This window comes from Mycobacterium shunyiense (assembly GCF_058270035.1).
On record NZ_JBZDPT010000047.1, the window covers coordinates 731,068 to 755,412 of the forward strand.

General features: G+C 67.0%; 20 protein-coding genes and 1 pseudogene. 13 read left to right on the forward strand and 8 right to left on the reverse strand.

All coding sequences use genetic code 11. The features are described 5' to 3' along the window. Positions 1-22: 22 nt before the first annotated feature. Positions 23-2,086, reverse strand: coding sequence for an MDR family MFS transporter (locus AC4ELS_RS30715; RefSeq protein WP_499050712.1), 2,064 nt, complete (start codon positions 2,084-2,086; stop codon positions 23-25). Positions 2,087-2,233: 147 nt separating this feature from the next. Continuing rightward, positions 2,234-2,713, reverse strand: coding sequence for a bacterioferritin (bfr, locus tag AC4ELS_RS30720; RefSeq protein ID WP_055120222.1), 480 nt, complete (start codon positions 2,711-2,713; stop codon positions 2,234-2,236). Between the two features lie 242 nt (positions 2,714-2,955). Here bfr and AC4ELS_RS30725 point away from each other — a divergent pair, with 242 nt between their 5' ends. Continuing rightward, entirely contained in the window at positions 2,956-3,591 is a 636-nt protein-coding gene (locus tag AC4ELS_RS30725; protein WP_448447182.1) for a fatty-acid--CoA ligase, read from the forward strand. Next, complete coding sequence (locus AC4ELS_RS30730; protein ID WP_064879910.1) at positions 3,591-3,806, forward strand: (2Fe-2S)-binding protein; 216 nt, start codon at positions 3,591-3,593, stop codon at positions 3,804-3,806. The genes AC4ELS_RS30725 and AC4ELS_RS30730 overlap by 1 nt, the downstream gene beginning before the upstream one ends. Here AC4ELS_RS30730 and AC4ELS_RS30735 read toward each other — a convergent pair. After that, positions 3,803-4,558: an enoyl-CoA hydratase/isomerase family protein gene (locus tag AC4ELS_RS30735; RefSeq protein WP_448447179.1), complete on the reverse strand. Its 756-nt coding sequence runs from the start codon at positions 4,556-4,558 to the stop codon at positions 3,803-3,805. The two genes, AC4ELS_RS30730 and AC4ELS_RS30735, sit on opposite strands and share 4 nt — an antisense overlap. 36 nt (positions 4,559-4,594) lie before the next feature. Beyond that, complete coding sequence (locus tag AC4ELS_RS30740) at positions 4,595-5,335, reverse strand: EthD domain-containing protein (RefSeq protein ID WP_064879906.1); 741 nt, start codon at positions 5,333-5,335, stop codon at positions 4,595-4,597. 85 nt (positions 5,336-5,420) lie between these two features. On the opposite strand from AC4ELS_RS30740, the gene AC4ELS_RS30745 reads away from it, so the two are divergent. Continuing rightward, positions 5,421-7,442 (forward strand): FUSC family protein, encoded by a 2,022-nt coding sequence (locus AC4ELS_RS30745; RefSeq protein WP_448447177.1) that lies wholly within the window; start codon positions 5,421-5,423, stop codon positions 7,440-7,442. On the opposite strand, the gene AC4ELS_RS30750 is transcribed toward AC4ELS_RS30745, so the two are convergent. Continuing rightward, complete coding sequence (locus AC4ELS_RS30750) at positions 7,439-8,068, reverse strand: PaaI family thioesterase (protein ID WP_064879904.1); 630 nt, start codon at positions 8,066-8,068, stop codon at positions 7,439-7,441. The two genes, AC4ELS_RS30745 and AC4ELS_RS30750, sit on opposite strands and share 4 nt — an antisense overlap. A gap of 14 nt (positions 8,069-8,082) precedes the next feature. Here AC4ELS_RS30750 and AC4ELS_RS30755 point away from each other — a divergent pair, with 14 nt between their 5' ends. From AC4ELS_RS30755 to AC4ELS_RS30765, 3 genes are read left to right on the forward strand one after another with little or no spacing between them, the layout of a single operon-like run. Continuing rightward, positions 8,083-9,816, forward strand: a complete 1,734-nt coding sequence (locus AC4ELS_RS30755) for a tetratricopeptide repeat protein (protein WP_499050718.1) — start codon at positions 8,083-8,085, stop codon at positions 9,814-9,816. Between the two features lie 35 nt (positions 9,817-9,851). Next, a complete protein-coding gene (locus tag AC4ELS_RS30760) occupies positions 9,852-10,331 on the forward strand; it encodes a nucleoside deaminase (RefSeq protein ID WP_448447173.1) in 480 nt (159 codons plus the stop codon). Continuing rightward, a complete protein-coding gene (locus tag AC4ELS_RS30765) occupies positions 10,324-11,625 on the forward strand; it encodes an alpha-amylase family protein (RefSeq protein ID WP_448447171.1) in 1,302 nt (433 codons plus the stop codon). Before AC4ELS_RS30760 ends, AC4ELS_RS30765 begins: the two co-directional genes overlap by 8 nt. On the opposite strand, the gene AC4ELS_RS30770 is transcribed toward AC4ELS_RS30765, so the two are convergent. Then, the gene (locus AC4ELS_RS30770; RefSeq protein ID WP_499050721.1) at positions 11,609-12,046 is read right to left on the reverse strand and encodes a DUF1810 domain-containing protein; all 438 of its coding nucleotides are present in this window, start codon (positions 12,044-12,046) and stop codon (positions 11,609-11,611) included. The genes AC4ELS_RS30765 and AC4ELS_RS30770 overlap by 17 nt on opposite strands. A 60-nt stretch (positions 12,047-12,106) precedes the next feature. Between AC4ELS_RS30770 and AC4ELS_RS30775 the strand changes: the two genes are divergently transcribed. From AC4ELS_RS30775 to AC4ELS_RS30790, 4 genes are all read left to right on the forward strand, one after another. Next, positions 12,107-14,260: an adenylate/guanylate cyclase domain-containing protein gene (locus AC4ELS_RS30775; RefSeq protein ID WP_064879894.1), complete on the forward strand. Its 2,154-nt coding sequence runs from the start codon at positions 12,107-12,109 to the stop codon at positions 14,258-14,260. Then, positions 14,257-15,657, forward strand: a complete 1,401-nt coding sequence (locus AC4ELS_RS30780) for a mechanosensitive ion channel family protein (RefSeq protein ID WP_499050723.1) — start codon at positions 14,257-14,259, stop codon at positions 15,655-15,657. Before AC4ELS_RS30775 ends, AC4ELS_RS30780 begins: the two co-directional genes overlap by 4 nt. Positions 15,658-15,820: 163 nt before the next feature. Beyond that, on the forward strand, positions 15,821-16,816 hold the full coding sequence (locus AC4ELS_RS30785) for an esterase family protein (RefSeq protein ID WP_463793721.1): 996 nt from the start codon (positions 15,821-15,823) through the stop codon (positions 16,814-16,816). A gap of 79 nt (positions 16,817-16,895) precedes the next feature. Then, positions 16,896-18,482 carry a molybdopterin-dependent oxidoreductase gene (locus AC4ELS_RS30790; RefSeq protein ID WP_448447258.1) on the forward strand — a complete coding sequence of 529 codons (1,587 nt, stop codon included), beginning with the start codon at positions 16,896-16,898 and terminating at the stop codon, positions 18,480-18,482. Between the two features lie 2 nt (positions 18,483-18,484). Here AC4ELS_RS30790 and AC4ELS_RS30795 read toward each other — a convergent pair whose 3' ends face one another. Both AC4ELS_RS30795 and AC4ELS_RS30800 read right to left on the reverse strand, forming a co-directional pair. Next, entirely contained in the window at positions 18,485-18,685 is a 201-nt protein-coding gene (locus AC4ELS_RS30795) for a hypothetical protein (protein WP_064879886.1), read from the reverse strand. 33 nt (positions 18,686-18,718) lie between these two features. Further along, complete coding sequence (locus AC4ELS_RS30800; protein ID WP_448447164.1) at positions 18,719-19,645, reverse strand: NADP-dependent oxidoreductase; 927 nt, start codon at positions 19,643-19,645, stop codon at positions 18,719-18,721. 78 nt (positions 19,646-19,723) lie between these two features. Between AC4ELS_RS30800 and AC4ELS_RS30805 the strand changes: the two are divergent. The 3 genes and pseudogenes from AC4ELS_RS30805 (at position 19,724) to AC4ELS_RS30815 (ending at position 24,309) form a co-directional block, all read left to right on the forward strand. Further along, a pseudogene (locus tag AC4ELS_RS30805) lies at positions 19,724-20,991 on the forward strand (HNH endonuclease signature motif containing protein). Between the two features lie 99 nt (positions 20,992-21,090). Next, positions 21,091-23,415, forward strand: a complete 2,325-nt coding sequence (lon, locus tag AC4ELS_RS30810; RefSeq protein ID WP_448447162.1) for an endopeptidase La — start codon at positions 21,091-21,093, stop codon at positions 23,413-23,415. Between the two features lie 102 nt (positions 23,416-23,517). Beyond that, positions 23,518-24,309, forward strand: a complete 792-nt coding sequence (locus tag AC4ELS_RS30815) for a lysophospholipid acyltransferase family protein (RefSeq protein ID WP_499050726.1) — start codon at positions 23,518-23,520, stop codon at positions 24,307-24,309. Positions 24,310-24,345: the final 36 nt, after the last annotated feature.

Sequence of the window (24,345 nt, forward strand, 5' to 3'; positions counted from 1 at the left end):
TCCGGGAGTTCTGGAACAAGTTCTAGTTTTTGGTTCCCGAGCCGGTCAGCTCGGTGGCGCGGTCGTCGTCTCCCCAGTCCCGCTGCACCACAATCCGGTGCGCGATGCGCTCGAGCGCGGCCTCGACCTGGGCCCGGTCCGGGCGGCCCTCGTACGTCGACGACTCCCCCAGTTTGTCGACGATCCGACCCACCAGCGCCGCCGAGACACCCTCGACCTGCCGCACCCCGGCCTGGGTCAGCCACAGATTGTCCCCGGTACGCAGCACATAGCCGTCCTGCACCAACCGGTTGAAGGTCGGCTCGAGCACTTCGAAGGGCACAACCAGGCGGTCGGCGATCTCGGTCAGGCGAGCCGAGCCGAACACCTGACCGTGTCGGTAGATCTTGAGCAGCGCCCACAACCCCGCGACATCCAGCTCGCACCCCGGCCCTCCGGCCACATTTCGCAACCGGATCTCAGGTGAACTGCGCATCAGCCGGCTGACCACGGTTTCGAGCACCTGGTCCGCCGATTCCGAGCTCGGCATGCCGAAGCCCTCGCCGAGATCCGCCGCCATGGTCGCCTCGGCCTCCAGCAGGGGCACCTCCTTGAGGAACAGCGCCACGATCAGGCCGATCAGCGCCACCGGCGCGGCACAGAGGAACACCAGGTCCAGTGCGTCGGCATAGGCGTTGACGATCGGGGCGGCGACCTCGGGTGGCAGTTCGTGCAGCGCCTTGGGTGAAGCACCCGCCACCGCCGGCGCACCGCTGGCAGCGAGTGCACCGGGCAGGCGATCCGACAGGAAGCCGACGAACAACGAACCGAAGATCGCCGCACCGAACGAACTGCCGATGGTCCGGAAGAACGTCACCCCCGAGGTCGCCACGCCCAGATCGCTGAAGTCGGAGGTGTTCTGGACGATGAGGACGAGCACCTGCATACACATGCCGATTCCGGCGCCCAGGATGAGTAGATAGAGCGACTGGATCGGAATCGGTGTCGCGGCGTTCATGCGCGACAGCAGCACGAAGCCGATGAGCATGATCGCGGTGCCGGCGATCGGGTAGATCTTGTACCGGCCGGTGCGGCCCACGAGACTGCCGCTGACGGTCGAGGTGACGAGCAGCCCGATGACCATGGGCATGGTGCGCAGCCCGGATTCGGACGGCGATACGCCGTCGACGAACTGCATGAAGGTGGGCATGAACGTCAGGGCGCCCAGCATGGCGAAGCCGACGACCAGCGACAGCACGCAGCACATGGTGAACACCGGATTGCGGAACAGCCGCATCGGCAGAATCGGTTCGACCGCCCGGGTTTCCGCCCGGACGAACATCGCCAGCGCCAGGACAGAACCGATGACCAGTCCGATGATGGTCGGCGAGGTCCACGCGAGTTCGCCGCCCAGGCTGGTGGCCAGCGTGAGACCGGATGCCCCGATTCCGACCCACACGATTCCGGCGTAATCGATCGCCGGGCGCGCGCCACGGGACGCCACTGCCGGGATCGTCGCGGCCGCGACGATCAGCACGACGACGCCCACCGGGATGCTGAGCCAGAACGCCCACCGCCAGCCGAGATGATCGGTGACGAAGCCGCCCAACAGCGGACCGGCAACGGTGGTGACACCGAAGACCGCACCCAGCGCACCCTGGTAGCGCCCGCGGTCCCGCAATGGGATGACCTCGGCGATCAGCGCCGAGGACGTCACCATGATCGCGCCGCCGCCGATCCCCTGCAGCGCCCGCGAGGCCACCAGCATCGCCATCGATCCCGACAGGCCGCTGAGGACCGATCCGATCAGAAAACACAGGACCGCCGCCTGGTACACCACTTTTCGGCCGAAGATGTCGCCGACCTTCCCGACCACGGCGGTGACGACGGTGGAGGCCAGAAGATAGCTGGTCACCACCCACGCCTGATGGCCCGCACCGCCGAGGTCCGCCACGACAGTGGGAAGCGCGGTGGCGACGATTGTCTGGTTGAGCGAGGCGAGCAGCATTCCGAGCATGACGGCAACGAACACCAGATTGCGCCTGCGCACGCTGAGGATCGGGGCGCCGGTCGGCTGCTCGCCGGTGGATGTTGTCGGGGTGGTCATAACTTCCTTTCGCCGGCCTGCCGGTTCACCAGCGATATCGTTAGACAGGCTATGAAAGTTACAGCACGAACAAAGCCGCCCCGAACAGCCGGCGGTTCACCGGCTACCCAGGGCGGCTTGGATTGAAACGGACCGACCTACCTGAGCTTATTGGGGCGGGCGGGAGACGCACTGCGCTGCGTAGAGCGCGTCACCCAGCTTCTCCATCAACTCGAGCTGGGTTTCCAGGTAGTCGATGTGTCCTTCCTCGTCCGCCAGGATCGTTTCCAGGATCCGCGCCGACGTCGCGTCCTGCTTTTCGCGGCACATGATGATCCCGGGCTTGAGGCGGGCAACCACCTCGTACTCGATCGCAAGATCGGCCTCGAACTGTTCCCGAAGTGTCTGCCCCACGCGCAGCGAAAAGAGCCGCTGATAGTTGGGCAAGCCGTCGAGGAGCAGGATTCGGTCGGTGATGGTCTCCGCGTGCCGCATCTCTTCGAAAGACTCGGAACGGGTATGTTCGGCCAGTTCGGTAAATCCCCAATTATCTTGCATCTTCGAGTGCAAGAAATATTGGTTAATCGCAGTGAGTTCGCTCGTCAATTGCTCGTTGAGCAATTTCAGAACATCTGGATCGCCTTGCATCGTCACTCCTAAGCACCTTGAGGGCTGGTCAAGTGTTGCCGTTTGCCGTGCACATCCAATCTAGTCCAGGAAGCACGGTGTGACGCAATGATTAACGACGAATTCGGCGTGTTCGTGCGACGCCTCCGGACCCATGGGGGCACCGAGCCCCGAGCGTGGCCACGAGGAGTGGACTGGCTGTCCTAACTAAGGTTAGACTGCGCTAATCTGCGATCACGCCCCGAAAGAAAGGTCGGCAACAAATGAGTGAGTACGATTTACACTCGCTCATTCTGTCCTGCGATTTCCGCGTCGACGACGTCGACGAAATGTGGAAATGGATGCGGAAACATCGCTCGGGACTATTGTCGATCGGCGCGCATCATGTCGTGCTTTACAAATCAATTTGGGAACCGGGCCGGGTATTGGTGACAATCGGCATTCGGCATGCGCGGTCCATCCGCGACGTACTGCGTTCGCCCGCAATTTTCGAGTGGTTCGATATTTCCGGCGTCGAAGATATTCCGCCGATATTCGGCGGCGAAGTGGTGGAGAAGATCGATCTGACCGGCCCGTCGCCGCAGGGCCACGTGGCCGGGGTGATCGTGGGTGCGGTGGCCACCGTCGACGACGTACCCACCTTGATGCGCAAGGTGCACGACGGCCTCGCACGCTTCGAGCAGGGCGGCATCCGCAAGATCTGGGTCTACCAGGCACTCGACGACGGCCAGGAAGTGATGATCCTGCAGGAGGTCGCCGACGAGATCAGCGCCCGGCAATGGATCGACCATCCGGATGCGGCGGCCGAGTGGATGACCACGGCGGGTTTCGGTGCCTACCCCAGCCTGTTCGTGGGCAAGTTGACCCACATCATGAACGTCGACGAGCAGGACGACTGATGTTCGTCTGCCTGTGTACCGGGGCGACCAGTCAGGTCGTCAACGAGATCATCGAGTCCGGCGCCACCACCTCGAAAGAGGTGGCCGAGGCGTGCGGCGCCGGTGCCGACTGCGGCCGGTGCCGACGCACCATCCGCGCCATCATCGCCGCCCATCAGGCGGCCGAGGGGTGCCCCACCCAGTTCAACGGTTGCCCGTCACGGGCCACCCACTAGCGCTTGCGGTCGGCGAACTGAGCCAGCGCGTCGACGTTGGCCGCCGCACCCACCAGTTCGACGAAGAACGCCTTCTCGCGCTCCACGGCCGCCGCGATCTGGTCGCGGATCGGAGCCACCATGGCCTGCTTGACGGCCACCAGGCTCGAAATAGGTTTGGCCGACAGGGTTTCGGCGTGTTTCCGAGCCTCGGTCAACAGCGCGTCGGGCTCGCAGACCTTCCACACCAGACCCATCTCGCGGGCCTCGGTGGCGCTCACCCACTCCGAGGACATCAGCAGCCACGCGGCATTCTGCCTGCCGAGCAACCGGGGCATCAGATACGACGAGGCCGCCTCGGGCGCCACACCCAGGCTGGTGAACGGGCACTTCAGCCGCGCCGCCGACGACATGAACACGAGGTCGGCGAACCCGAGGATGGTGGCGCCGATACCCACGCCTACCCCGTTCACCGCACAGATCAACGGCTTCGGGAAATCCGCGAGAACCTCGAGCATCCCGTAGAACCCGTGCTCGCCCGGGGTGGATTCCGGGTTGGTGATGCGCTCCTGCATCTCGACGAGGTCGTTGCCCGCACTGAATCCCCGGCCGGCGCCCGTCAACAGCACCACTGCCACGTCGGGATCCTCAGCCGCCGCACGCAGGGCAACGGTCGTCGCGTCGTACAGCGCCTCGTTGAAGGCATTGAGCGCGTCGGGGCGGTTGAGGGTCAGCGTGCGAACCCGGTTGTTGTCCTCGATCAGCAGGGTCATCTCTGTCTCCTCGCGTCGCGCCGTGGCCGCTGCAGCCTAACTAGAACACGTTCCACTCTTGTCGGCCGGGTCCGGTGAGCCGACGAACGGGCTGGAGTAGACGTACCGACTGGTCGGCACGGTGTCGATGTTGCTACTGGCGCCGAACGCATCGGTGCTGGCGACCATGCGGCGCATCCGATCGGCCAGATCGTCGTCGTCGGCGGCGCCGAAGAACGCGTGCAGATCCGACACGGCCTGCTGCCGGAACAGTTCCTCCACGATGCCGTCGATCGCCGGGGCGCCCTCGGTGAGGGCACGCACGACGGTGTTCTGGGTGTAGCCGAAGGTGTCCTGGGTTTCGATGGCCACCGCGGTGTGGTCGACGTGCCAGCGGTGCAGCCACGTGGCCTGATCGAGGTCGGCGGGCCGGCGCAGCAGCGCGATATTGGCCAGACCATCGGTGCGCTCGCCCACCCCGGTCGGCGGCGCAGGCATCGGGACCGATTCGGTCACCAGGTAGGCGGCAAGTGAATCACATTCGGCAGCAAGCACTTCCAGCGCCTCAGAAATCTGCTCGCCGTAATACTGCCGGGCCCACAGACTGACCACTGCGACCACCGGAGGGTCCAGCGTGGTCAGTGTCATCAACGAATCCCGCACTGCGTCGTCGCGGACGTTGATCGTCAGGCCGGGCAACCCGAGCGCCAGCAACTGACCGGCGACGGTAGTTCGCAGCCGCTCACACCACTGCTGATCCGATTGCGGGGCCCGTAGCAGAACGATGACTTTCTCCACAGACGGAGAACCTACCGGCGGACCGATCCGCGCCACGCGCGGGCGGATGTGCCACCGGCAGCCCGTCGCGAGTGAGAATGGTGGGGTGCACACGGGTGGACAGGCAGCCGACGCACTCCGGCTCAACACCCCCGACGCCGGTGCGGTGGCCCGAAGCCTGATCGGCGTCCTGGCGGTGACTGGGGTTGCCCTGGCGTGGGGTTCCGGCGCGACAGCGATGTGGACGCTGGGCGGCGGCGTGATCGCGAGTGCCATCGCGCTGCAACGCAGCCCCGGGGGCCGGGTCCCGCTGGTGGTGACCGGCTCGATCGAACTGGCCATCGCAGTACTGCTGGGCACCCTGGCCGGGGGGTACAGCCCCGTCTTCATCGCGGTGGTTGCGCTGTGGTGTTTCGCCGCGGGCATGCAGTGGTCACTCGGAGCCAACGCGGGGCTGGTGGCCTCGGCGGCCAGCGCACTGCTGGTGCTGGCGCCGCCGGTCGCACCGACATTGGGCCAGTCACTGCTGGCACCTGTTCTGGTCATCGTCGCCGGAGTGGTCCAGGCCGCGCTCATCGCGGTATGGCCGCCCCGACGCTGGCGCGCCCAGCGCGACGGACTCACCCGGGCGTACCAGTCGTTGGCCGGTGACGCTCGCAACGTCGCCGCCGACTGCACCGCGACCGTCGACGACGCCCCGCTCACGTGGTTGCGCGAGGTGTTCGCCGACAGCCAGGTGAGTCAACGGCCACGCGCCTACCACGGCGGCTATCGGCTCCCGGAGCGCCTCGCCGGCACCCTCGCCTCGTTGCGTTCCACCGCGGACCGCGACACCTCCACCGACGACGAGAACCCAGGTGACAGCGGACTCCCCCAGTTGCTGACCGCCGCCGCGGTGCTGCTCGACGCGATCGCCGACCACGGTCACACCGCGCGCCGCGATGCCGAGCACGCACTGGTCCGCGTCCACACCGCCGCCGCCGCCGTCACCGGGCCAGAAGCGGCGCTGGCACAACGCTTCTGCGAACAGCTGCGCGAGGCCGCGGTGCTGAGATTCGGGCAGCTGCACCGGCCCGACCTGATCGGCTCGCTGGCCTCGGCGCCCGCCGTGGTCCGATCACACCTGACCTGGACCTCGCCGATCCTGCGCCACGCCATCCGGCTGTCGGTGACCACCGCGCTGGCGGTTGCTGCGGCCCGCTACGGCGGGCTGGAGCACGGCTACTGGATGCCACTGACCGCCGTGGTGGTACTGCGGCCGGAAACGGCGCACACCTACACCCGGTGCGCCGGGCGCATGGCCGGCCTCGGCGTCGGCATCATCGTCGCCTCGATCCTCACGTTCGTGTGGCAGCCCGGGCCGATCGGTTCGGCCGTGTGCGCGCTGGTTTTCGTCGGACTGGCCTACGGCGTCGCGCAGTTCGGTTATCTCGCGGTCGGCGCGGCCGTGGGCGCGATCGTCATGTTCGCGGTCGGCGTGAGCGCGTCCGCGCCGTGGTCGGGCAACACGGACCGACTGTTCGCCGTGATGATCGGCGGCGCCCTGGCTGTGATGGCCCACGTGGCCCTGCCCGACCACGCCCTCATCCGGTTACGCCAACGCGCCGGGGAACTGTTGATGACCGAGATCGACTACGCCGCACTGGTGATCAAGGCATTCGTGCACGAAATCGACCACCCGGCAGAGATCCTGTCGGCGGCCTGGCAACGGGCCTTCCGGGCCCGCGCCGCATTCGAGGCCGCGTGGGGCGCCACCAGCCTGGAGCCGCCGGTCCTGCGGCGTTGGCTGCGGTCCTACCGCACCGCACTGAATTCGGTGACCAGCGCCTGCACCACCCTGGAGAACAGCCTGCCGACGCACCCTTCGTCCGCCCTGCACGGCGAGTTCATCGCTGCGGTGGACGATTACGTCGAGGCACTGCGCGGCGCGCCGCCGAGCCCCGCGGTGCCCTGGAGCCTCGACACCGCCGAACTGTCCACCGCACTGCGACGGGTTCACAACGTGGCTTCGACGCTGTCCGCCGACAACGGTGCGGCGCGCATCCTGATCGGCGAACTGAGCACGATCACCCGAAGTCTGCAGGAGATCGCGATCGACCGGGTGGAACCCGCGGGTGATACGCGCTAGCTGCGCGCCCATTTCGGCAGGATGAACACTCCTTCAGCCTCGGCGGTGATTCCTTCAGCATCGGAAACATGGCCGGAGGCAAACGCTTTGATGCCGTCCGTGCGGGTGATCCGCCCCTCGGCGTGCAGATCACCCAACGGGGTGGCCCGCAGATACCGGATGGTCAGGGTTCCGGTGAATCGCGGACGATCGGAGTCGCTGGCAGCCACCTCCCCCAGCACATGATCGAGCACCATCGCCACCATGCCGCCGTGCACATGGCCGGGCGGCCCTTCATAGGGCGCGCCGAGGTGAAAGTCGGTTCGTACCCCGCCGTCGGGCTCCTTGACCATCACCAGCGGCGGGGCGATCGGGTTGCGGATGCCGATCGCCGGGTTGCCCCACGGCATCCGGTCACCATCGGACGTGAAGCGCACACCGAAGGGACCGTCGATCTGTTTGGCCTGCAGGCGCGCGGTCGCGTCGTCGATCTCGGCCCGTACCGCGGCGACCTCCTCGGCATCCACCTCCGAGCGGATCGAGGCATCGATGAGCGCACGCACCGAGTCGGCCAGCGGTGACCACACCTCCCGCAGACGCTGCACGTCCGCGGAACTGAGACCTTCGACGTGCGTGTAACCCGGCATCCCAGCACTAGAACATGTTCGGCACGCCGGTGTCGAGCCACCCGGGTAGCGTCAGCCTCGTGACGGATCCCGCCCAGACCGAACCGTATTACCGGCTCGGGACCTATCACCGGCCGACGGACACCCCTTCGCCACCGGCCCAGGTCTGGTTCGACCGCGGCATGGTCTGGTCGTACGCCTTCAACCACGAAGAGGCGATCCGGTGCTTCGAGCGTGCCCTGCAACTCGACTCCGAGTTCGCCCTCGCCCGGTGGGGTATCGCCTATGCCGTCGGCCCCAACTACAACAAGGCCTGGGACGCATTCGACCCCGCCGATCTGAGCACGTCGCTGACCCGGGCCCGGGCCGAACTCGAGCGCGCTGCGACCGGCCGGGCATCGACGCTGGAGCGCGACCTGATCTCCGCGCTGCAGAAGCGATTTCCGACCGCCGACCCCGATGACGATGAAGCCCTGGCGGCCGGGCACGCCGACTACGCCGATGCGATGGCAGCCATGGCCGTGGCCCATCCCGACGACATCGATGTGCAGACCCTGGCCGCCGATGCCCTACTGAACGTGACCGCATGGGCACTGTGGGACGGCCGCACCGGTGAGCCCGCCCCGGGATCTCGTGTGGTGGAGGCCAAACGGATCCTCGACGTCGCGCTGGCGACCGCGGCCGGGCGGCAACACCCAGGGGTGCTGCACCTCTACATCCACGCGATGGAGATGTCGACGACACCACAGGCCGCGCTGCCGGCCGCCGATCTGTTGCGTGGATTGGTGCCCGATGCCGGACACCTGCAACACATGGCCAGCCACATCGACGTGCTGTGCGGCGACTACCGCAGTTCGGTGACGGCCAACCTCGCCGCGGTACACGCCGACCGCAAGTTCGTCGAACGCGAAGGTGCACTCAACTTCTATTCGCTCTACCGTGCCCACGACCTGCATTTCGTGGTGTATTCGGCCATGTTCGAGGGCAGTTCGCAGATCGCGCTGGACGCGGCGGAGGAACTGGCCGCCCAACTGACCCCCGAGGTGCTCTCGGTCGCCTCACCTCCGATGGCCGACTGGCTGGAGGCGTTCGTCCCCTTGCGCGTGCACGTGCTGGTGCGGTTCGGCCGCTGGAACGATCTGATCGCCGAACCTCTTCCCGCCGATCTCGAGCTGTACTGCACCACCACCGCGACGATCCACTACGGCCGGGGCGTCGCCTACGCAGCGACCGGGCAGGTGGAGCAGGCCCGCGCGGAACGGGACAGCTTCGTGGCGGCTTACGCGCGCATTCCCGACTCGCGCTACCTGTTCAACAACACCAGCCTGGACATCCTCGCCATCGCCGAACAGATGCTCAACGGCGAAATCGCCTATCGCGACGGCGATTACGACACTGCCTTCGGCTATCTGCGCCGGGCGATCGAACTCGACGACGCGCTGCCCTACGACGAACCGTGGGGCTGGATGCAACCGACAAGGCACGCCTACGGCGCACTGCTGCTCGAGCAGGGCCACGTCGAGGAGGCCGCCGGAGTCTATGCCGCCGACCTGGGCCTGGATCCGACGCTCAGCCGGTCCAGCCACCATCCGAACAACGTGTGGAGCCTGCACGGCTACCACGAGTGCCTCCGTCGGCTCGGCCGCGACGCCGAGGCCGCCATCATCGGCCAACAACTGGAGTTGGCGCGGGCACGGGCCGACGTTGCCGTGCGCGCCTCCTGCGCCTGCCGCCTCGACGTGGCAGATCCCTGCTGTGGCGGCGCGTGAGCTGCCCGAGGTCGGCACCGGCGTAAACTCGCCTCGTGGCCATCAGCGAGAACGACCTCGGTCAGCTGCGCAAATGTGTCGATTTGGCCCGTGAAGCACTCGAGGACGGCGACGAGCCCTTCGGCTCGATCCTGGTCGACGAGGCGGGGACGACGGTGTTCGCCGACCGCAACCGGGTCAAGGACGGGGATGCCACCCAGCACCCTGAGTTCGCCATCGCCCGCTGGGCCGTCGAGCATCTGAAACCCGAGGACCGGGCCCGCGCCACGGTGTACACCTCCGGCGAACACTGCCCGATGTGCTCGGCGGCGCACGCCTGGGTCGGTCTCGGCCGCATCGTCTACGCCACGTCCTCGGCCCAGCTGAGCGGCTGGCTCGCCGAATGGGGCGTCCCGGCCGGACCGGTGGCACCACTGCCCATCACCACCGTGGCTCCTGGTGTAGACGTGGACGGGCCGGCCACCGAACTGGCCGAGACCATGAAAGACCTGTACGCGGCGAAGTTTCGTGACTGAGCCCGCGTGGATCGCACATGCCATCTGGTGGCAGATCTATCCCCTGGGTTTCGTCGGTGCGTTCCCCGCGGACCCGCCGCCGTCGGCCGACGAGCACCGGTTACGCCGGATCGTCGGCTGGCTGGATCACGCCGTGCAACTCGGCGCCTCGGGCGTCGCGCTCGGACCGATCTTCTCCTCGCGCACCCACGGCTACGACACCACCGATCATTTCCGCATCGATCCGCGCCTGGGTGACGACGAGGACTTCGATCACCTGGTTGCCGAGGCCCGAGGGCGCGGGCTGCGCATCCTGCTCGACGGGGTGTTCAATCATGTCGGCACCGAATTCGCCCAGTACCGGCAGGCGCTCGACGGCGGACCCGACCACCCCGCGTCCCGTTGGTTTCGCCGCCGTGGCAACGGTTTTGACACGTTCGAAGGACACGGCGAGCTGATCGCGCTCAACCACGACGAGCCCGCGGTGGTCGACCACACCGCCTCGGTGTTGCGGCACTGGCTGAGCCGAGGCGCCGACGGTTGGCGCCTCGACGCGGCGTACGCGGTACCCGACCGGTTCTGGGCGCAGGTGCTGCCGTCGGTGCGCCGCGAGTTCCCCGACGCCTGGTTCGTCGGTGAGGTGATCCACGGTGACTATGCCGCGACCGTCGACGCCTCCACCTTCGACTCGGTGACCCAGTACGAACTGTGGAAGGCGATCTGGAGCAGCCTGAACGACGGCAACTTCCACGAACTGGACTGGGGACTCAAGCGGCACAACGACTTTCTCGGCACGTTCGTACCGCTGACCTTCGTGGGCAATCATGACGTGACCCGGATCGCCAGCCAGTTGCAGAATGCCACGCACCTAGAACATGCCCTGGTGTTGCTGCTGACGGTCGGAGGAACCCCGAGCATCTATGCCGGCGACGAGTCGGCCTACCGCGGCGTCAAGGAGGAGCGGCGCGGCGGCGACGATGCCGTGCGGCCGGAATTCACCACGGCACCAGAGGATTCCGATGCGCTGCGACTGCATCAGTATCTGATCGGGCTGCGGCGACGGCATCCGTGGCTGCACACCGCGACCACGTCACCGTTGCTACTGACCAACACGCAGTACGTCTACCGGACCGCCGCCGGTCCCGAATCGCTGATCGTCGCGCTCAACATCGGCGATGCACCGCTGCTCTTGTCGCTGCCCGACCTCGGAGTGGCATCGGGTCGGGTGATCGCGGGGTCGGGTGCACCACCCCAGGACGACCTGAGCCAGACGGAAGTTCCTCCGCACGGTTGGCTGATCATTCAGCCGCACTGAGCATTTCGAGAGTCCTCGGATCACCGAGTCCGTCGTAGAACTTGTCGAGCACGGCCTGGAAATCTGCGCGGTCGGCCGGATCGGCAACGGCGGCGAACAGCGTCATGGAGGAGCGGACCTTCAGGCAGTCCGGCCGGCCGAAGATCTGCTCGGCTGTGCGCCCCTCGACCTGCGCAACCAGCCGAGCGCATTCCCGAAGCCTCGAGCCCAGAGTCGGGTGGGCCAGGTACGCACGTGCCTCCTCGGCCGACGCGATGCCGTAGTGGGAAGCCGTCGAGCTCCGGCCGAGCCCGCGCAGCTGGGGGAAGACGAACCAGATCCAGTGACTGCGCTTGCGGCCGTCCCGCAACTCGGCGCAAACGTCGGCATAGACGCCGGCCTGGGCGTCGACGAATCTCTGCAAGTCCAACTGATCAGTCATGACGAAGTTTGTCGCGCAGCCTCACGCAATACATCGTGACAAGCTAATCTTCGGGATTCAATGACTACAACAGCCCCCGCCGAGCGCGTCGCTCCCACCAGGACTGTGCGTCGACGCGTCATGTCCCGGATCAGCATTCAGTCAAAGCTGCTGGTGATGCTGCTGGTGACCAGCATTCTGTCCGCCGCCGTCGTCGGCGCCATCGGCTACCAGTCCGGTAGGTCATCGCTTCGTCAGTCGGTGTTCGACCGGTTGACCGAGGTCCGGGAATCGCAAACACGTCAGCTGGAGTCGAAGTTCGCCGACCTCGAGGATTCCCTGATCGTCTACACCCGGGGAACGACGACGGTCGAGGCCGTGGAGGCATTCTCCGGCGCATTCGGTCAGCTCGGCAACTCGACGATCAACCCACAGCAATGGCAGTCGATCGTCGACTACTACAACGACCAGTTCAAGCCGGTGGAAGAGAAGCAGACCGGTGACACCGTGGATGTGGCCCGGCTACTGCCCACCTCCAACGCACAGAAATATCTGCAGGCGAACTACACGGCACCGGTCGCCGACCCGGAGAAGTCGATCAGGGTCGACGACGCCCGTGACGGCAGTGCCTGGTCCGCGGCGAACGCCCGGTTCAACGACTACTTCCGCGAGATCGTCGAACGCTTCCAGTTCGAGGATGCTCTGCTGCTCGACACCGCCGGCAACGTGGTCTACACCGCGTACAAGGGCATCGACCTGGGCACCAACATCGTCACCGGGCCGTACCGGCAGAGCCTGCTGCGCGACGCCTACGAGAAGACCCTGGCGTCCAACACCGTCGACTATGTCGGGGTGACCGATTTCGGTGACTACCAACCGGCCGATGAGCCCACGGCCTGGATGATGGCGCCGGTGGGCCCACCCGGTCGGGTCGAGGGAGTGCTGGCCCTGCAATTCCCGATTTCCAAGATCAACCGGCTCATGACGGCCGACAAGCAGTGGGAAACCGCCGGGATGGGCACCACCGGCGAGACCTTCGTGGTTGGTCCCGATGGTCTCATGAGGTCGGATTCACGTCTGTTCCTGGAGAATCCGCAAAAGTTCGAACGCGACGTCATCGACGCCGGAACACCGCCGGCGGTGGCGCAGAAATCGCTCAGTCAGCACGGAACCACGCTGGTGCAGCCGGTCGAGACGGAGGCCACGCGATCCGCCCTGCGCGGTCAGACCGGGACCGTGATCGAGGACGACTACCTGGGCAACGAGACGCTGCAGGCCTACGCACCGGTGACGCTGCACGGATTGAACTGGTCGATCATCGCCAAGATCGACACGGCGGAGGCCTTCGCGCCCGTGGCGACGTTCACCCGCACCCTGGTGTTGTCGACCGTCGTCATCACCTTCATCGTGTGCCTGGCGGCGATGATGCTGGCCCGGTTGTTCGTCCGGCCACTGCGCAGGCTGGAGGCCGGCGCCCAACAGATCGGCGCAGGCGACTACGACGTGTCGCTTCCCGTGCAATCCAGGGACGAGTTCGGTGATCTGACAACAGCATTCAACGACATGAGCCGCAACCTGGCGATCAAGGAAGATCTGCTCGCCGAGCAGCGCCGGGAGAACGACCGGCTGCTGCGCACGCTCATGCCGGAGTCGGTCGTGCAGCGCTACCGCGACGGCGAGGAGACCATCGCGCAGGACCACCACAACGTGACGGTCCTGTTCGCCGACACGATCGGGTTGGATGAGCTGACCTCCGAGATGCCATCGGAGGAAGCGCTGGCCATCGTCAACCGCCTGGTGCACCAATTCGATGCCGCCGCAGATGATCTCGGCGTAGAACGGGTGCGCACCCTACGCAACGGCTATTGGGCCAGCTCCGGGTTGAGCGTGCCGCGGCTCGACAATGTGCGGCGGACGGTCGACTTCGCCCTCGAAATGCAGCGCATCATCGAACGGTTCAACACCGAGGCCGGGACCGAGCTGGAGCTGCGTGCGGGCATCGATACCGGCGCGGTGAGCAGCGGCCTGGTCGGACGCTCCAACCTGGCTTACGACATGTGGGGTTCGGCGGTCAACCTCGCCTACCGGGTTCAACGCGGCTCACCGCAGCCGGGCGTGTACGTGACCGAGCGGGTGTTCGAGGTGATGGGCGACACTCGCGATCTCGAGCCGGCGGGCACTGTTCAGGTCGACGGGGCCGACGAGCCGATCTGGCAGCTGCGGGACCGACGATGAGCGGCGTGCTCGACGCTCCCTGGTTCTACTGGGCCGTCGGTGTGGCGGTCGGCTTTCCGGTCTGCCTGGTTCTGCTCACCGAACTGCAGAACGCACTGCGCCGGCGCGGCAGCTTTCTGGCCGGTCCGGTTCACCTGGTCCGCACCTACATCCTGCCGCTGGGTGCGCTGCTGATCCTGCTGATCCAGGCGATGCAGATCTCCGGAGAAGCCACGCCGGTGCGGATCGTCTCGACGGTGTTCGGGTTCGTCGTGCTGGTGCTGTTGCTGTCCGGACTCAACGCGACGCTGTTCCAGAGTGCACCGGAAGGCAGCTGGCGCAAACGAATTCCGTCGATCTTCCTCGACGTCGCCCGGTTCGCACTGATCGCCATCGGTATCGGCTTGATCTTCGCCTACATCTGGGGCGCCAACATCGGTGGGCTTTTCACCGCCCTCGGTGTTTCCTCTATCGTGCTGGGCCTGGCCCTGCAGAACTCGGTCGGCCAGATCATCTCCGGGCTTCTCGTGCTGTTCGAGCAGCCGTTCCAACTCGGCGACTGGGTCGATGCGCCGTCGGCGCGCGGACGCGTCGTCGAGGTCAACTGGCGCGCAACACATATCGACACCGGCAGCGGCCTGCAGGTGATCCCGAACTCCGTGCTGGCCGGAGCATCATTCACCAACCTGAGCCGCCCACTCGGTGCGCACACCATCACGGTGATCACGGTGTTCGCCGTCGATGACGCCCCCGACGAAGTCTGCCGCGTGCTCAACGAGGTGGCCCGCCGACTGCCCCAGCTACGTACCGACGGCACGGTGTCCACGGTCCCGGCCGGCGCATTGCAGTACAAGACCGAGATCCCGCTGCATTCCCCCGCCGACGATTTCTCCGCCAGATCCACCTTCCTTCGCTGGACCTGGTACGCCTCGCGGCGGGCCGGTCTGCACCTGGACGAGGCCGAGGACGAGTTCGCGACCACCGAACGCGTCGAACAAACGCTGCGTCTCATCGCACCGACGCTGCGCCTGAGCCCCGAGGACCAGGGCGAGTTGCTCCCGCACGCCCGGCTCACCCGTTACGGCAGGGACGAGGTCATCCAGGTCGTCGGGCAGGTTCCCAAGCGCATGACTTTCATCGTCGCAGGCACGGTGCAGTTGGCCGTGACCGGTGCGGACGACCTGTTCGTCCCGGTGCTGTCCCTGGAACAGGGCGACTTTCTCGGGCAGACCGCTCTGACCAGAGAACCGGTCACCACCACGGCATACGCGCTGACCGAGGTCACCGTTGCGCAATTCGACCGCGACTGCATCGAGGATCTGGTGGCGCGAAAGCCGGTGCTGCTTCAGGACATCGGCCGGGCGATCGAGGAGCGCCGGGCCACCGTCAAGCAGGCGCTCACCACGGCCGGACGCTGAGCCTCCCGGCAAAGGGTCTCGGCGCCGAGTTCCAACCGTTAGTAAACCGCGATCTGCGCGACCGGTGTTGTTACGCGTGTGACTGATGTGGCACATGTTTCACTACCGGAGACAAGCGGCAAACTGCTTGAGATACGTGCAGAAAGGACGGTTGGTTGCCGTTATGAAGTTCCTCAACAAGATTCGCGGAGCGTGGATGCGTCGACTGGCGGCCGGGGCAATGGCCGCAGCCACACTTCCCGCGCTGATCGGTATCGCAGGAGGTTCGGCGACCGCTGGCGCATTCTCCCGTCCGGGGCTGCCGGTCGAGTACCTCGATGTGTTCTCGGCGTCGATGAACCGCAACATCCGGGTGCAGTTCCAGGGCGGCGGACCGCATGCGGTCTATCTGCTCGACGGCCTGCGCGCCCAGGACGACTTCAACGGCTGGGACATCAACACCCCCGCGTTCGAGTGGTACAACGACTCGGGCCTGTCGGTGATCATGCCGGTCGGTGGGCAGTCCAGCTTCTACACCGACTGGTACCAGCCGTCGAAGGGCAACGGTCAGGACTACACCTACAAGTGGGAGACCTTCCTGACGCAGGAACTCCCCACCTGGCTGGCCGCCAACCGCGGCGTGTCCCAGACCGGCAACGCCGTCGTCGGCATCTCGATGGCGGGCAGCGCGGCGCTGACCTACGCGATCCATCACCCGCAACAGTTCATCTATGCCGGAACGCTTTCGGGCTTCCTGAACCCGTCCGAGGGCTGGTGGCCGATGCTGATCGGCCTGGCGATGAACGACGCCGGCGGCTACAACGCCGAGAGCATGTGGGGCCCGTCGACCGACGCGGCCTGGAAGCGCAATGACCCGATGGTCAACATCAACCAGCTGGTCGCCAACAACACCCGCCTCTGGATCTACTGCGGCACCGGTACCCCGTCGGACCTCGACGCCGGGACCAACGGCGGCAACCTGATGGCGGCCCAGTTCCTCGAAGGGCTGACACTGCGGACCAACGTCACCTTCCGGGACAACTACATCGCGGCCGGCGGCACCAACGGGGTGTTCAACTTCCCGGCCAACGGAACCCACGCCTGGGGCTACTGGGGACAGCAGCTGCAGCAGATGAAGCCCGACATCCAGCGGGTGCTCGGCGCACAGTCCGCCACCTAGAGATCCACCCACCCGGGGAGCCTGTCGTCACCCCTAACGGCAGGCTCCCTGCCTGGTGTCCGGAGTAGGTTGGGTGACGATGACTCAGTCCTCGTCGTCCTCGTCGGGCCCCTCGTCCGAGCCCTCGCCGAACGCGCGCATGCTCGGCGGAGTTGCCGCCGCCGCGGTCGCGCTCGGCGTCGCCACGCTGGCGGGCATTCCGTTTGGGGCACCGGCCGATCCACGCAACGCGGTCGGCTCGGCGGTCGTGGACCTGACCCCGGGTCCGGTCAAGGAATGGGTGATTCAAACCCTGGGCAGCCTGGACAAGCTGTTTCTCGCCGTCGTCGTGCTGGCGGTCATCGCCACCGTCGCCGCCCTCGCCGCGACGTACGAGACCAGGCACCGTCCGATCGGCAGCGCGATCTTCGTCGTCGCCGGACTGATCGCCTGCGCGGCCGTCCTCTCCCGGCCCGGCGCAGCAGTGCTCGACATCGTGCCCACGGTGGTGGGCACCGCATGTGGGGTGGCGGCGCTGCGACTGCTCGTGCAGCGGGTCTGGACCACCCCCGACGCCGACGCCGACGCCGACGCCGATACTGAAGCCGAGCACGTCGACACCTCCAGAAGGACATGGTTGGCCACCGCCGGTCTACTCGGATTCGCCGCGGCGACCGGGCTTCTCGGTTTCGTCGTCACCCGGGTGACGAGTTCGGTCGCGGCAGAACGCGAAATCTCGGTACTGCCCCGGCCCCGCGTGCCGGCTCCCCCGGTTCCGCCTGACGTCCAACCGAAAAACGTTGCCCTGCCGAGTTTCATCACGGACAGCGCCGACTTCTACCGTGTCGACACCGCGCTCAGCGTTCCCCAGCTGAGCCGCGACGCGTGGCGGCTACGCATTCACGGCATGGTCGCCCAAGAGATCACCTACAGCTTCGACGATCTTGCCCGGTTCGAAGCCGTCGAGAAGGCCGTCACACTCACGTGCGTGTCCAATCAAGTTGGTGGCGACCTGATCTCGAACGGGATGTGGACCGGCTACCGACTCGCCGACCTGCTGCGGGCGGCGGGTGTGGACCCGGGCGCGGACATGTTGCTGTCGACCTCGGTCGACGGATTCACCGTGGGCACACCGGTCGAAGCCCTGAACGATGGCCGCGACGCGCTGTTGGCCGTCGGCCTCAACGGACAGCCGCTACCCGTCGAGCACGGCTACCCGGCTCGGCTGGTGATCGCCGGACTCTACGGCTACGTGTCGGCCACCAAATGGGTCACCGATCTGGAATTGACCCGCTTCGACCGGGCCGAGGCCTATTGGACCAGACAGGGCTGGGCGCCGCGCGCCCCGATCAAGACCGAGTCACGCATCGACGTCCCGAAGCGGGGCCAGCAGGTGCCGGCGGGGCCGACGATATTCGGCGGTGTGGCCTGGGCGCAGAACCGGGGCGTCCGCGGCGTCGAGGTCCGAATCGACGACGGCCCATGGCAACCCGCCCAACTGGGGGCCGCCTATTCCGACCAGACCTGGCGGTTGTGGAGCCTGCCCTGGGAGGCGAGCGGCCCAGGCGACCACACCATCACGGTGCGGGCCACCGACAACACCGGGGCGGTTCAGACGTCAGACCAAGCCTCGACCGTGCCCGACGGCGCCACCGGCTGGCATACGGTGTACTTCACCGTGGCGTGACGCTATTTCGACGAGAGCTTGCGCCAGCTGAAAGCCGCGATCACGATGCCGATCACCGCGGTGATCGGACCGATGACCGACCAGGTGACGGTGTTGCTCATCGGGCTGCCCTGGAGCACCCCGAATCCCTGTAGCGCCCAGATGAGACCGAACAGCGCCACGAGCACACCGACCGCGAACGCCACGACATATCCCCTGTTCATGATTGGGATGCTACGTCGCGCAGGCACCATCGGTCACGGCTGCAGCACCAATTTCCCTCTGGTATGGCGCTTTTCCAGCTCGGTGTAAGCAGCCCGGACATCGTCGAGGCCGAACACTCCGGCAATCGGCACGTCGAGTTCCCCGTCGGCTGCGAGATTCGCCAACTCCGCGATGATCGCGATGTCAGCGCCCTCGGCATTTCCGGCACTCTGGACACCGAACTCCTCGGTGGCCGGGAAATCAATGATGGTGTCGACGCGTTCGGGAGTCACACCCAGCTCGTCGACGGCCAGCTTCACGTATCCGCCGCCGAAGAAATCGAGGAAAGCGTCGACGCGCCCCGACGGGGACGCGGCGCGGATCCGGGCGGCCAGAGCGTCGCCGTAGTTGACCGGGATGGCGCTGTGCGCCCGCAGCCAGTCATCGTTCGCGGACCCGGCGATGCCGAGCACTGTGGCGCCGGCGCGCTTGGCGAGCTGCACCGCGATGGTGCCGACACCGCCGGCGGCACCCGCGATCGCCACCGTGTCCCCGGGCTGCAGTCGCACGGCGCGTACCGCGGCGTAGGCCGTGGCCCCCACGACATACAGCGATCCGGCTACCTCCCACGGCAGGGCGGGCGGCTTGGGGGCCAACTGGGTGACGGGCACGGCCACGTATTCGGCGTGGCTGGCGCGCGCGTCGGTGAACCCGAGAACCTCGTCCCCGACCTCGAACCCGGTCACCTCCGGCCCGAGCTCCGCCACCACACCCGCGAGGTCGCTGCCCTGCCCCGAGGGAAAAGTGGCCGGAAACCGGTCGTGCAGCGCACCACGACGGATCATGGCCTCACCGGGATTGATCCCGGCGGCGCGGACCTTCACGAGCACCTCGCCGACAGCCGGCACGGGCCGCGGCACATCACGGACCTGCAGGACGTCGATCCCGCCGTATTCATCGAACTGAACTGCCTTGCTCATACGGCGTACGACGAATCGGCAACCGAAAACATTCCGGACTGCCCGCATCTGTCCGACCCCGGGCGTAATATCGCACACATGTTCGAATCGATCGCGAAGGTTGATCCCACCGCCGACGAGGCGGCGCTGCAGGACCGAATCGCCGAACTCGAACGCCTCAAATGCGCCGCCGCAGCCGGACAAGCCCGCGCCACCGTCGCCCTGGAGTCCGCCCGACACGCCGCCGAAGCCGCCACCAGGGTCCCTGTCACACGACGTGGCCGCGGGCTGGGTTCAGAGATCGGACTGGCCCGCATGGATTCACCGGCCAACGGCCGCCAACACCTCTCCGAGGCCCGCATCCTCGTCCACGACCTGCCCCACACCCTCGCCGCCCTGGAATGCGGGGTGCTCACCGAAGCCCGCGCCCGTCTGATCGTCCGCGAAGCTGCCTGCCTGTCCCCCGCCGACCGGAACCGCCTCGACCATCAACTCTGCGCCGACCACACCAGCCTGATCGGCCTCGGCGACACCCGCATCCGCAACGACGCCAAAACCATTGCCTACCAACTCGACCCGATAGCCGTCATCGACCGCGCCGCCCGCGCACCCGAAGACCGCAATGTCACCTTCCGCCCCGCTCCCGCGCCATGGCCTTTGTCACCGCACTGCTGCCCGCCACCGACGCGGCATCCGTACGCTCCGCACTCACCGGTGCAGCCGACCGCTGTGCCGACGGCCGCAACCGCGGCCAAGCCATGGCCGACACCCTGGTAGCCCGCGTCACCGGCCGCGACGTCACCACACCGGTCCCGGTCGCGGTCGACCTCGTGCTCTCCGACGACACCCTGTTCGCCGGCGGGACCCAACCCGCATACCTGCAGGGCCACGGGCCCGTCCCCGCCGCAACGGCCCGACACATGATCGGCAACGCACTCGCCCATGACGACTCCTGGGCCACCTTGCGACGGCTCTATGCAGCCCCCGACACCGGCGCCCTCGTCGCCATGGAGTCCCGATCGCGACGCTTCCCGAAAGGCCTCGCCCGGTTCATCACGCTCCGCGATCAAACCTGCCGCACCCCGTACTGCGATGCCCCGATCCGCCACATCGACCACATCGACCCCCACCACAACCACGGGCCGACCTCCGCGGCCAATGGCCAAGGGCTCTGCGAACACTGCAACTACGCCAAAGAAGCACCCGGGTGGCAGGTCGTGGCCGGAGTCGACGAGTTCGGCCGCCACACCACCGACCACATCACCCCCACCGGCGCCACCTACCGATCCACCGCGCCGCCACTGGCCGGCGGCCTGCGGATACTCACCCGCGAAATCCACGTCGTGATCAACAAACGCGCCGCTTAGCTTCCGTTCACTCACGGCGAACTCGGACACCCGGACGCGCAGGGAACAAACCTGGCCCCACCAAGGTTGAGCGCATCAGACTGAACTTTGGAGGTATTGATGCCTGAACAAATCGCAGTGCCCGTCCTGTTCTTGAGTGAGCCGATCGTGCTGCCCGGAATGGTGGTGCCCGTCGAACTCGACGACGCCGCCCGCGCGGCCGTCGACGCCGCTCAGGCCAGCGAATCGGGCAAGCTGCTGATCGCGCCCCGCCTGGACGACCGCTACCCCACACACGGGGTGATCGCGTCGATCGTGCAGGTCGGGCGCATGCCCGGCGGGGCAGAAGCCGCCGTCGTGCGCGGTGAACGCCGGGCACACATCGGCTCCGGAACCACCGGGCCGGGCGCGGCCCTGTGGGTCGAGGTGGAAGAAGCCGCCGAACCCGAATCGGTGACCGACGACACCAAGGCGCTGGCCGCCGAGTACAAGAAGCTGCTGCTGGCCATGCTGCAGCGGCGCGAGGCCTGGCAGATCGTCGACGTGGTCAACAAGATCACCGACCCGTCGGCCCTGGCCGACACGGCCGGCTACGCCTCGTACCTGACCGATGTGCAGAAACGTCAGCTCCTGGAGACCGAGGACGCGGCCGAGCGGCTGCGTGTGCTCATCGACTGGACCGGCGAGCACCTGGCCGAGGTCGAGGTCAACGACAAGATCGCCGAGGACGTCCGGTCCGGGATGGACAAGCAGCAGAAGGAATTCCTGCTGCGCCAGCAGCTGGCGGCCATCCGTAAGGAGCTGGGCGAAGGCGAACCCGAGGGCTCAGACGACTACCGGGCCCGCGTCGAGGCCGCCGACCTTCCGGAAAAGGTGCGGGAGGCGGCGCTGCGCGAGGTCGGCAAGCTGGAACGCTCCAGCGACCAGAGCCCCGAGGGCGGCTGGATCCGAACCTGGCTGGACACCGTGCTGGATCTGCCGTGGAACGAGCGCACCGAGGATTCGACCGACCTCAAGGGTGCCCGCGAGATCCTGGACGCCGACCACCACGGACTGGACGACGTCAAAGACCGCATCGTCGAATACCTGGCCGTCCGGGCCCGTCGGGCCCAGCGCGGCATGGCCGTCGTCGGCGGACGTGGTTCGGGTGCCGTGATGGTGCTGGCCGGTCCGCCCGGGGTCGGCAAGACCTCGCTGGGAGAGTCCGTGGCCCGCGCGCTGGGTCGCAAGTTCGTGCGCGTCGCCCTGGGCGGCGTCCGTGACGAGGCCGAGATCCGTGGCCACCGGCGCACCTACGTCGGGGCGCTACCCGGCCGCGTCGTTCGGGCCATCGGCGAAGCGGGCTCGATGAATCCTGTTGTGCTGCTGGACGAGATCGACAAGGTGGGCTCCGACTACCGAGGCGATCCGTCGGCCGCGCTGCTGGAGGTGCTCGACCCGGCGCAGAACCACACGTTCCGCGACCACTACCTGGAGCTGGATCTGGATCTGTCCGACGTGGTGTTCCTGGCGACAGCCAACGTCATCGAGAACATCCCGTCCGCGCTGCTGGACCGCATGGAGCTGATCCAGCTCGACGGCTACACCGAGGACGACAAGGTCGCCATCGCCCGTGACTACCTGCTCCCCCGGCAGGCCGAGCGGGCGGCGCTGACCGATGCCGAGGTGACGGTGACGGACGCGGCACTGCGCAAGATCGCCGCGGACTACACCCGCGAGCCGGGCGTCCGGCAGTTCGAGCGGTTGCTGGCCAAGGCGCTGCGCAAGGTGACCACGAAGTTGGACTCGACAGAATCCCCCATCACGATTGATGAGCCGAATCTGGTTGAGTACCTGGGCCGTCCGCGGTTCACGCCGGAATCCACCGAACGCACCGCGGTGCCGGGTGTGGCGACCGGTCTGGCCGTGACCGGCCTGGGCGGCGACGTGCTCTACATCGAGGCCAACTCGAACGAGGGCGAGTCCGGGTTGAAGCTGACCGGTCAGCTGGGCGACGTCATGAAGGAGTCGGCGCAGATCGCGCTGTCCTACGTGCGGGCCCACGCCGAACAGCTGGGCGTCGATCCCAAGGCACTGGACCGCCAGATCCACGTTCACGTGCCCGCGGGCGCGGTGCCCAAGGACGGGCCGTCGGCCGGCGTCACCATGGTGACCGCGCTGGTGTCGATGGCCACCGGGCGGCAGGTGCGCGGCGATGTCGGCATGACCGGTGAGGTCACGCTGAACGGCCGGGTGCTGCCCATCGGTGGCGTTAAGCAGAAGCTGCTGGCGGCGCAGCGGGCCGGGTTGAAGACCGTGTTCATCCCGGCGCGCAACGAGCCCGATCTGGATGAGGTTCCGGCCGAGGTGCTGGAGGCTTTGGAGGTCAAGCCGATGACCGACGTGGCCGACATCATCGCCCTGGCGCTGGAACCCGTCCGCGAGTCGACGTCGGCCGCCGCGTAAAGCAGCCGACGGCTTCCCGTCAAAACCGCCGTCCGCCGTTGTGACCGAAAGTCGCAACGGCGGACGGTTTATTTATTCGGTATTTGGGTCAATCTGGCGGCGATGGACGAAAGCGAGCTCGACCAGTGGGACCCCGCCGTCACCCGACAGATGAGGTCGTTGGCGGGACCAATCGCGAAGTGGTGGTTCCGCTCCGAGGTCCGCGGTCTGGAGAACATCCCGGGACACGGCGGTGCGCTCGTGGTCGCGAATCACTCCGGCGGCATGCTGACGCCCGACGTCCTGGTCTTCGCGCCGGAGTTCTACCGCCACTTCGGATACGACCGTCCGCTGTACACGCTCGCCCATTACGGCGTACTGCTCAGTCCGACCGGGGATCTGTTCCGGCGGCTCGGGGTGATCCACGCCAGCCGGGAGAACGCTGCGGCTGCCCTGCAGTCCCGCGCGGTGGTGCTGGTGTTTCCCGGCGGCGACTACGACGCCTACCGGCCCACCTCCGAGTCGAACACCATCGACTTCAACGGGCGAACCGGATACGTCCGCACCGCGCTCGCCGCCGGTGTCCCGATCGTGCCGACCGTCTCGATCGGCGCCCAGGAAAGCCAGCTGTTCCTGACCCGGGGCAACTGGCTGGCCAAGCGCCTCGGGCTGCCCCGCATCCGCCTGGACATCCTGCCGGTGAGCATCGGGCTTCCGTTCGGCCTCAGCGTCCTCGTGCCACCCAACCTGCCCCTGCCGACCAAGATCGTCACCGAGGTCGTGCCCCCGATCGACATCACAGCCCGCTTCGGCGCCGACCCTGATGTCGACGCCGTCGACGCGCACATCCGGGAAGTCATGCAGACGGCACTGAACCGGCTCGCCTCACAGCGCCGGTTCCCGATACTGGGCTAGCCGCCGAGGAAATGCCGGGCTGGCTGCAGCCGTCAT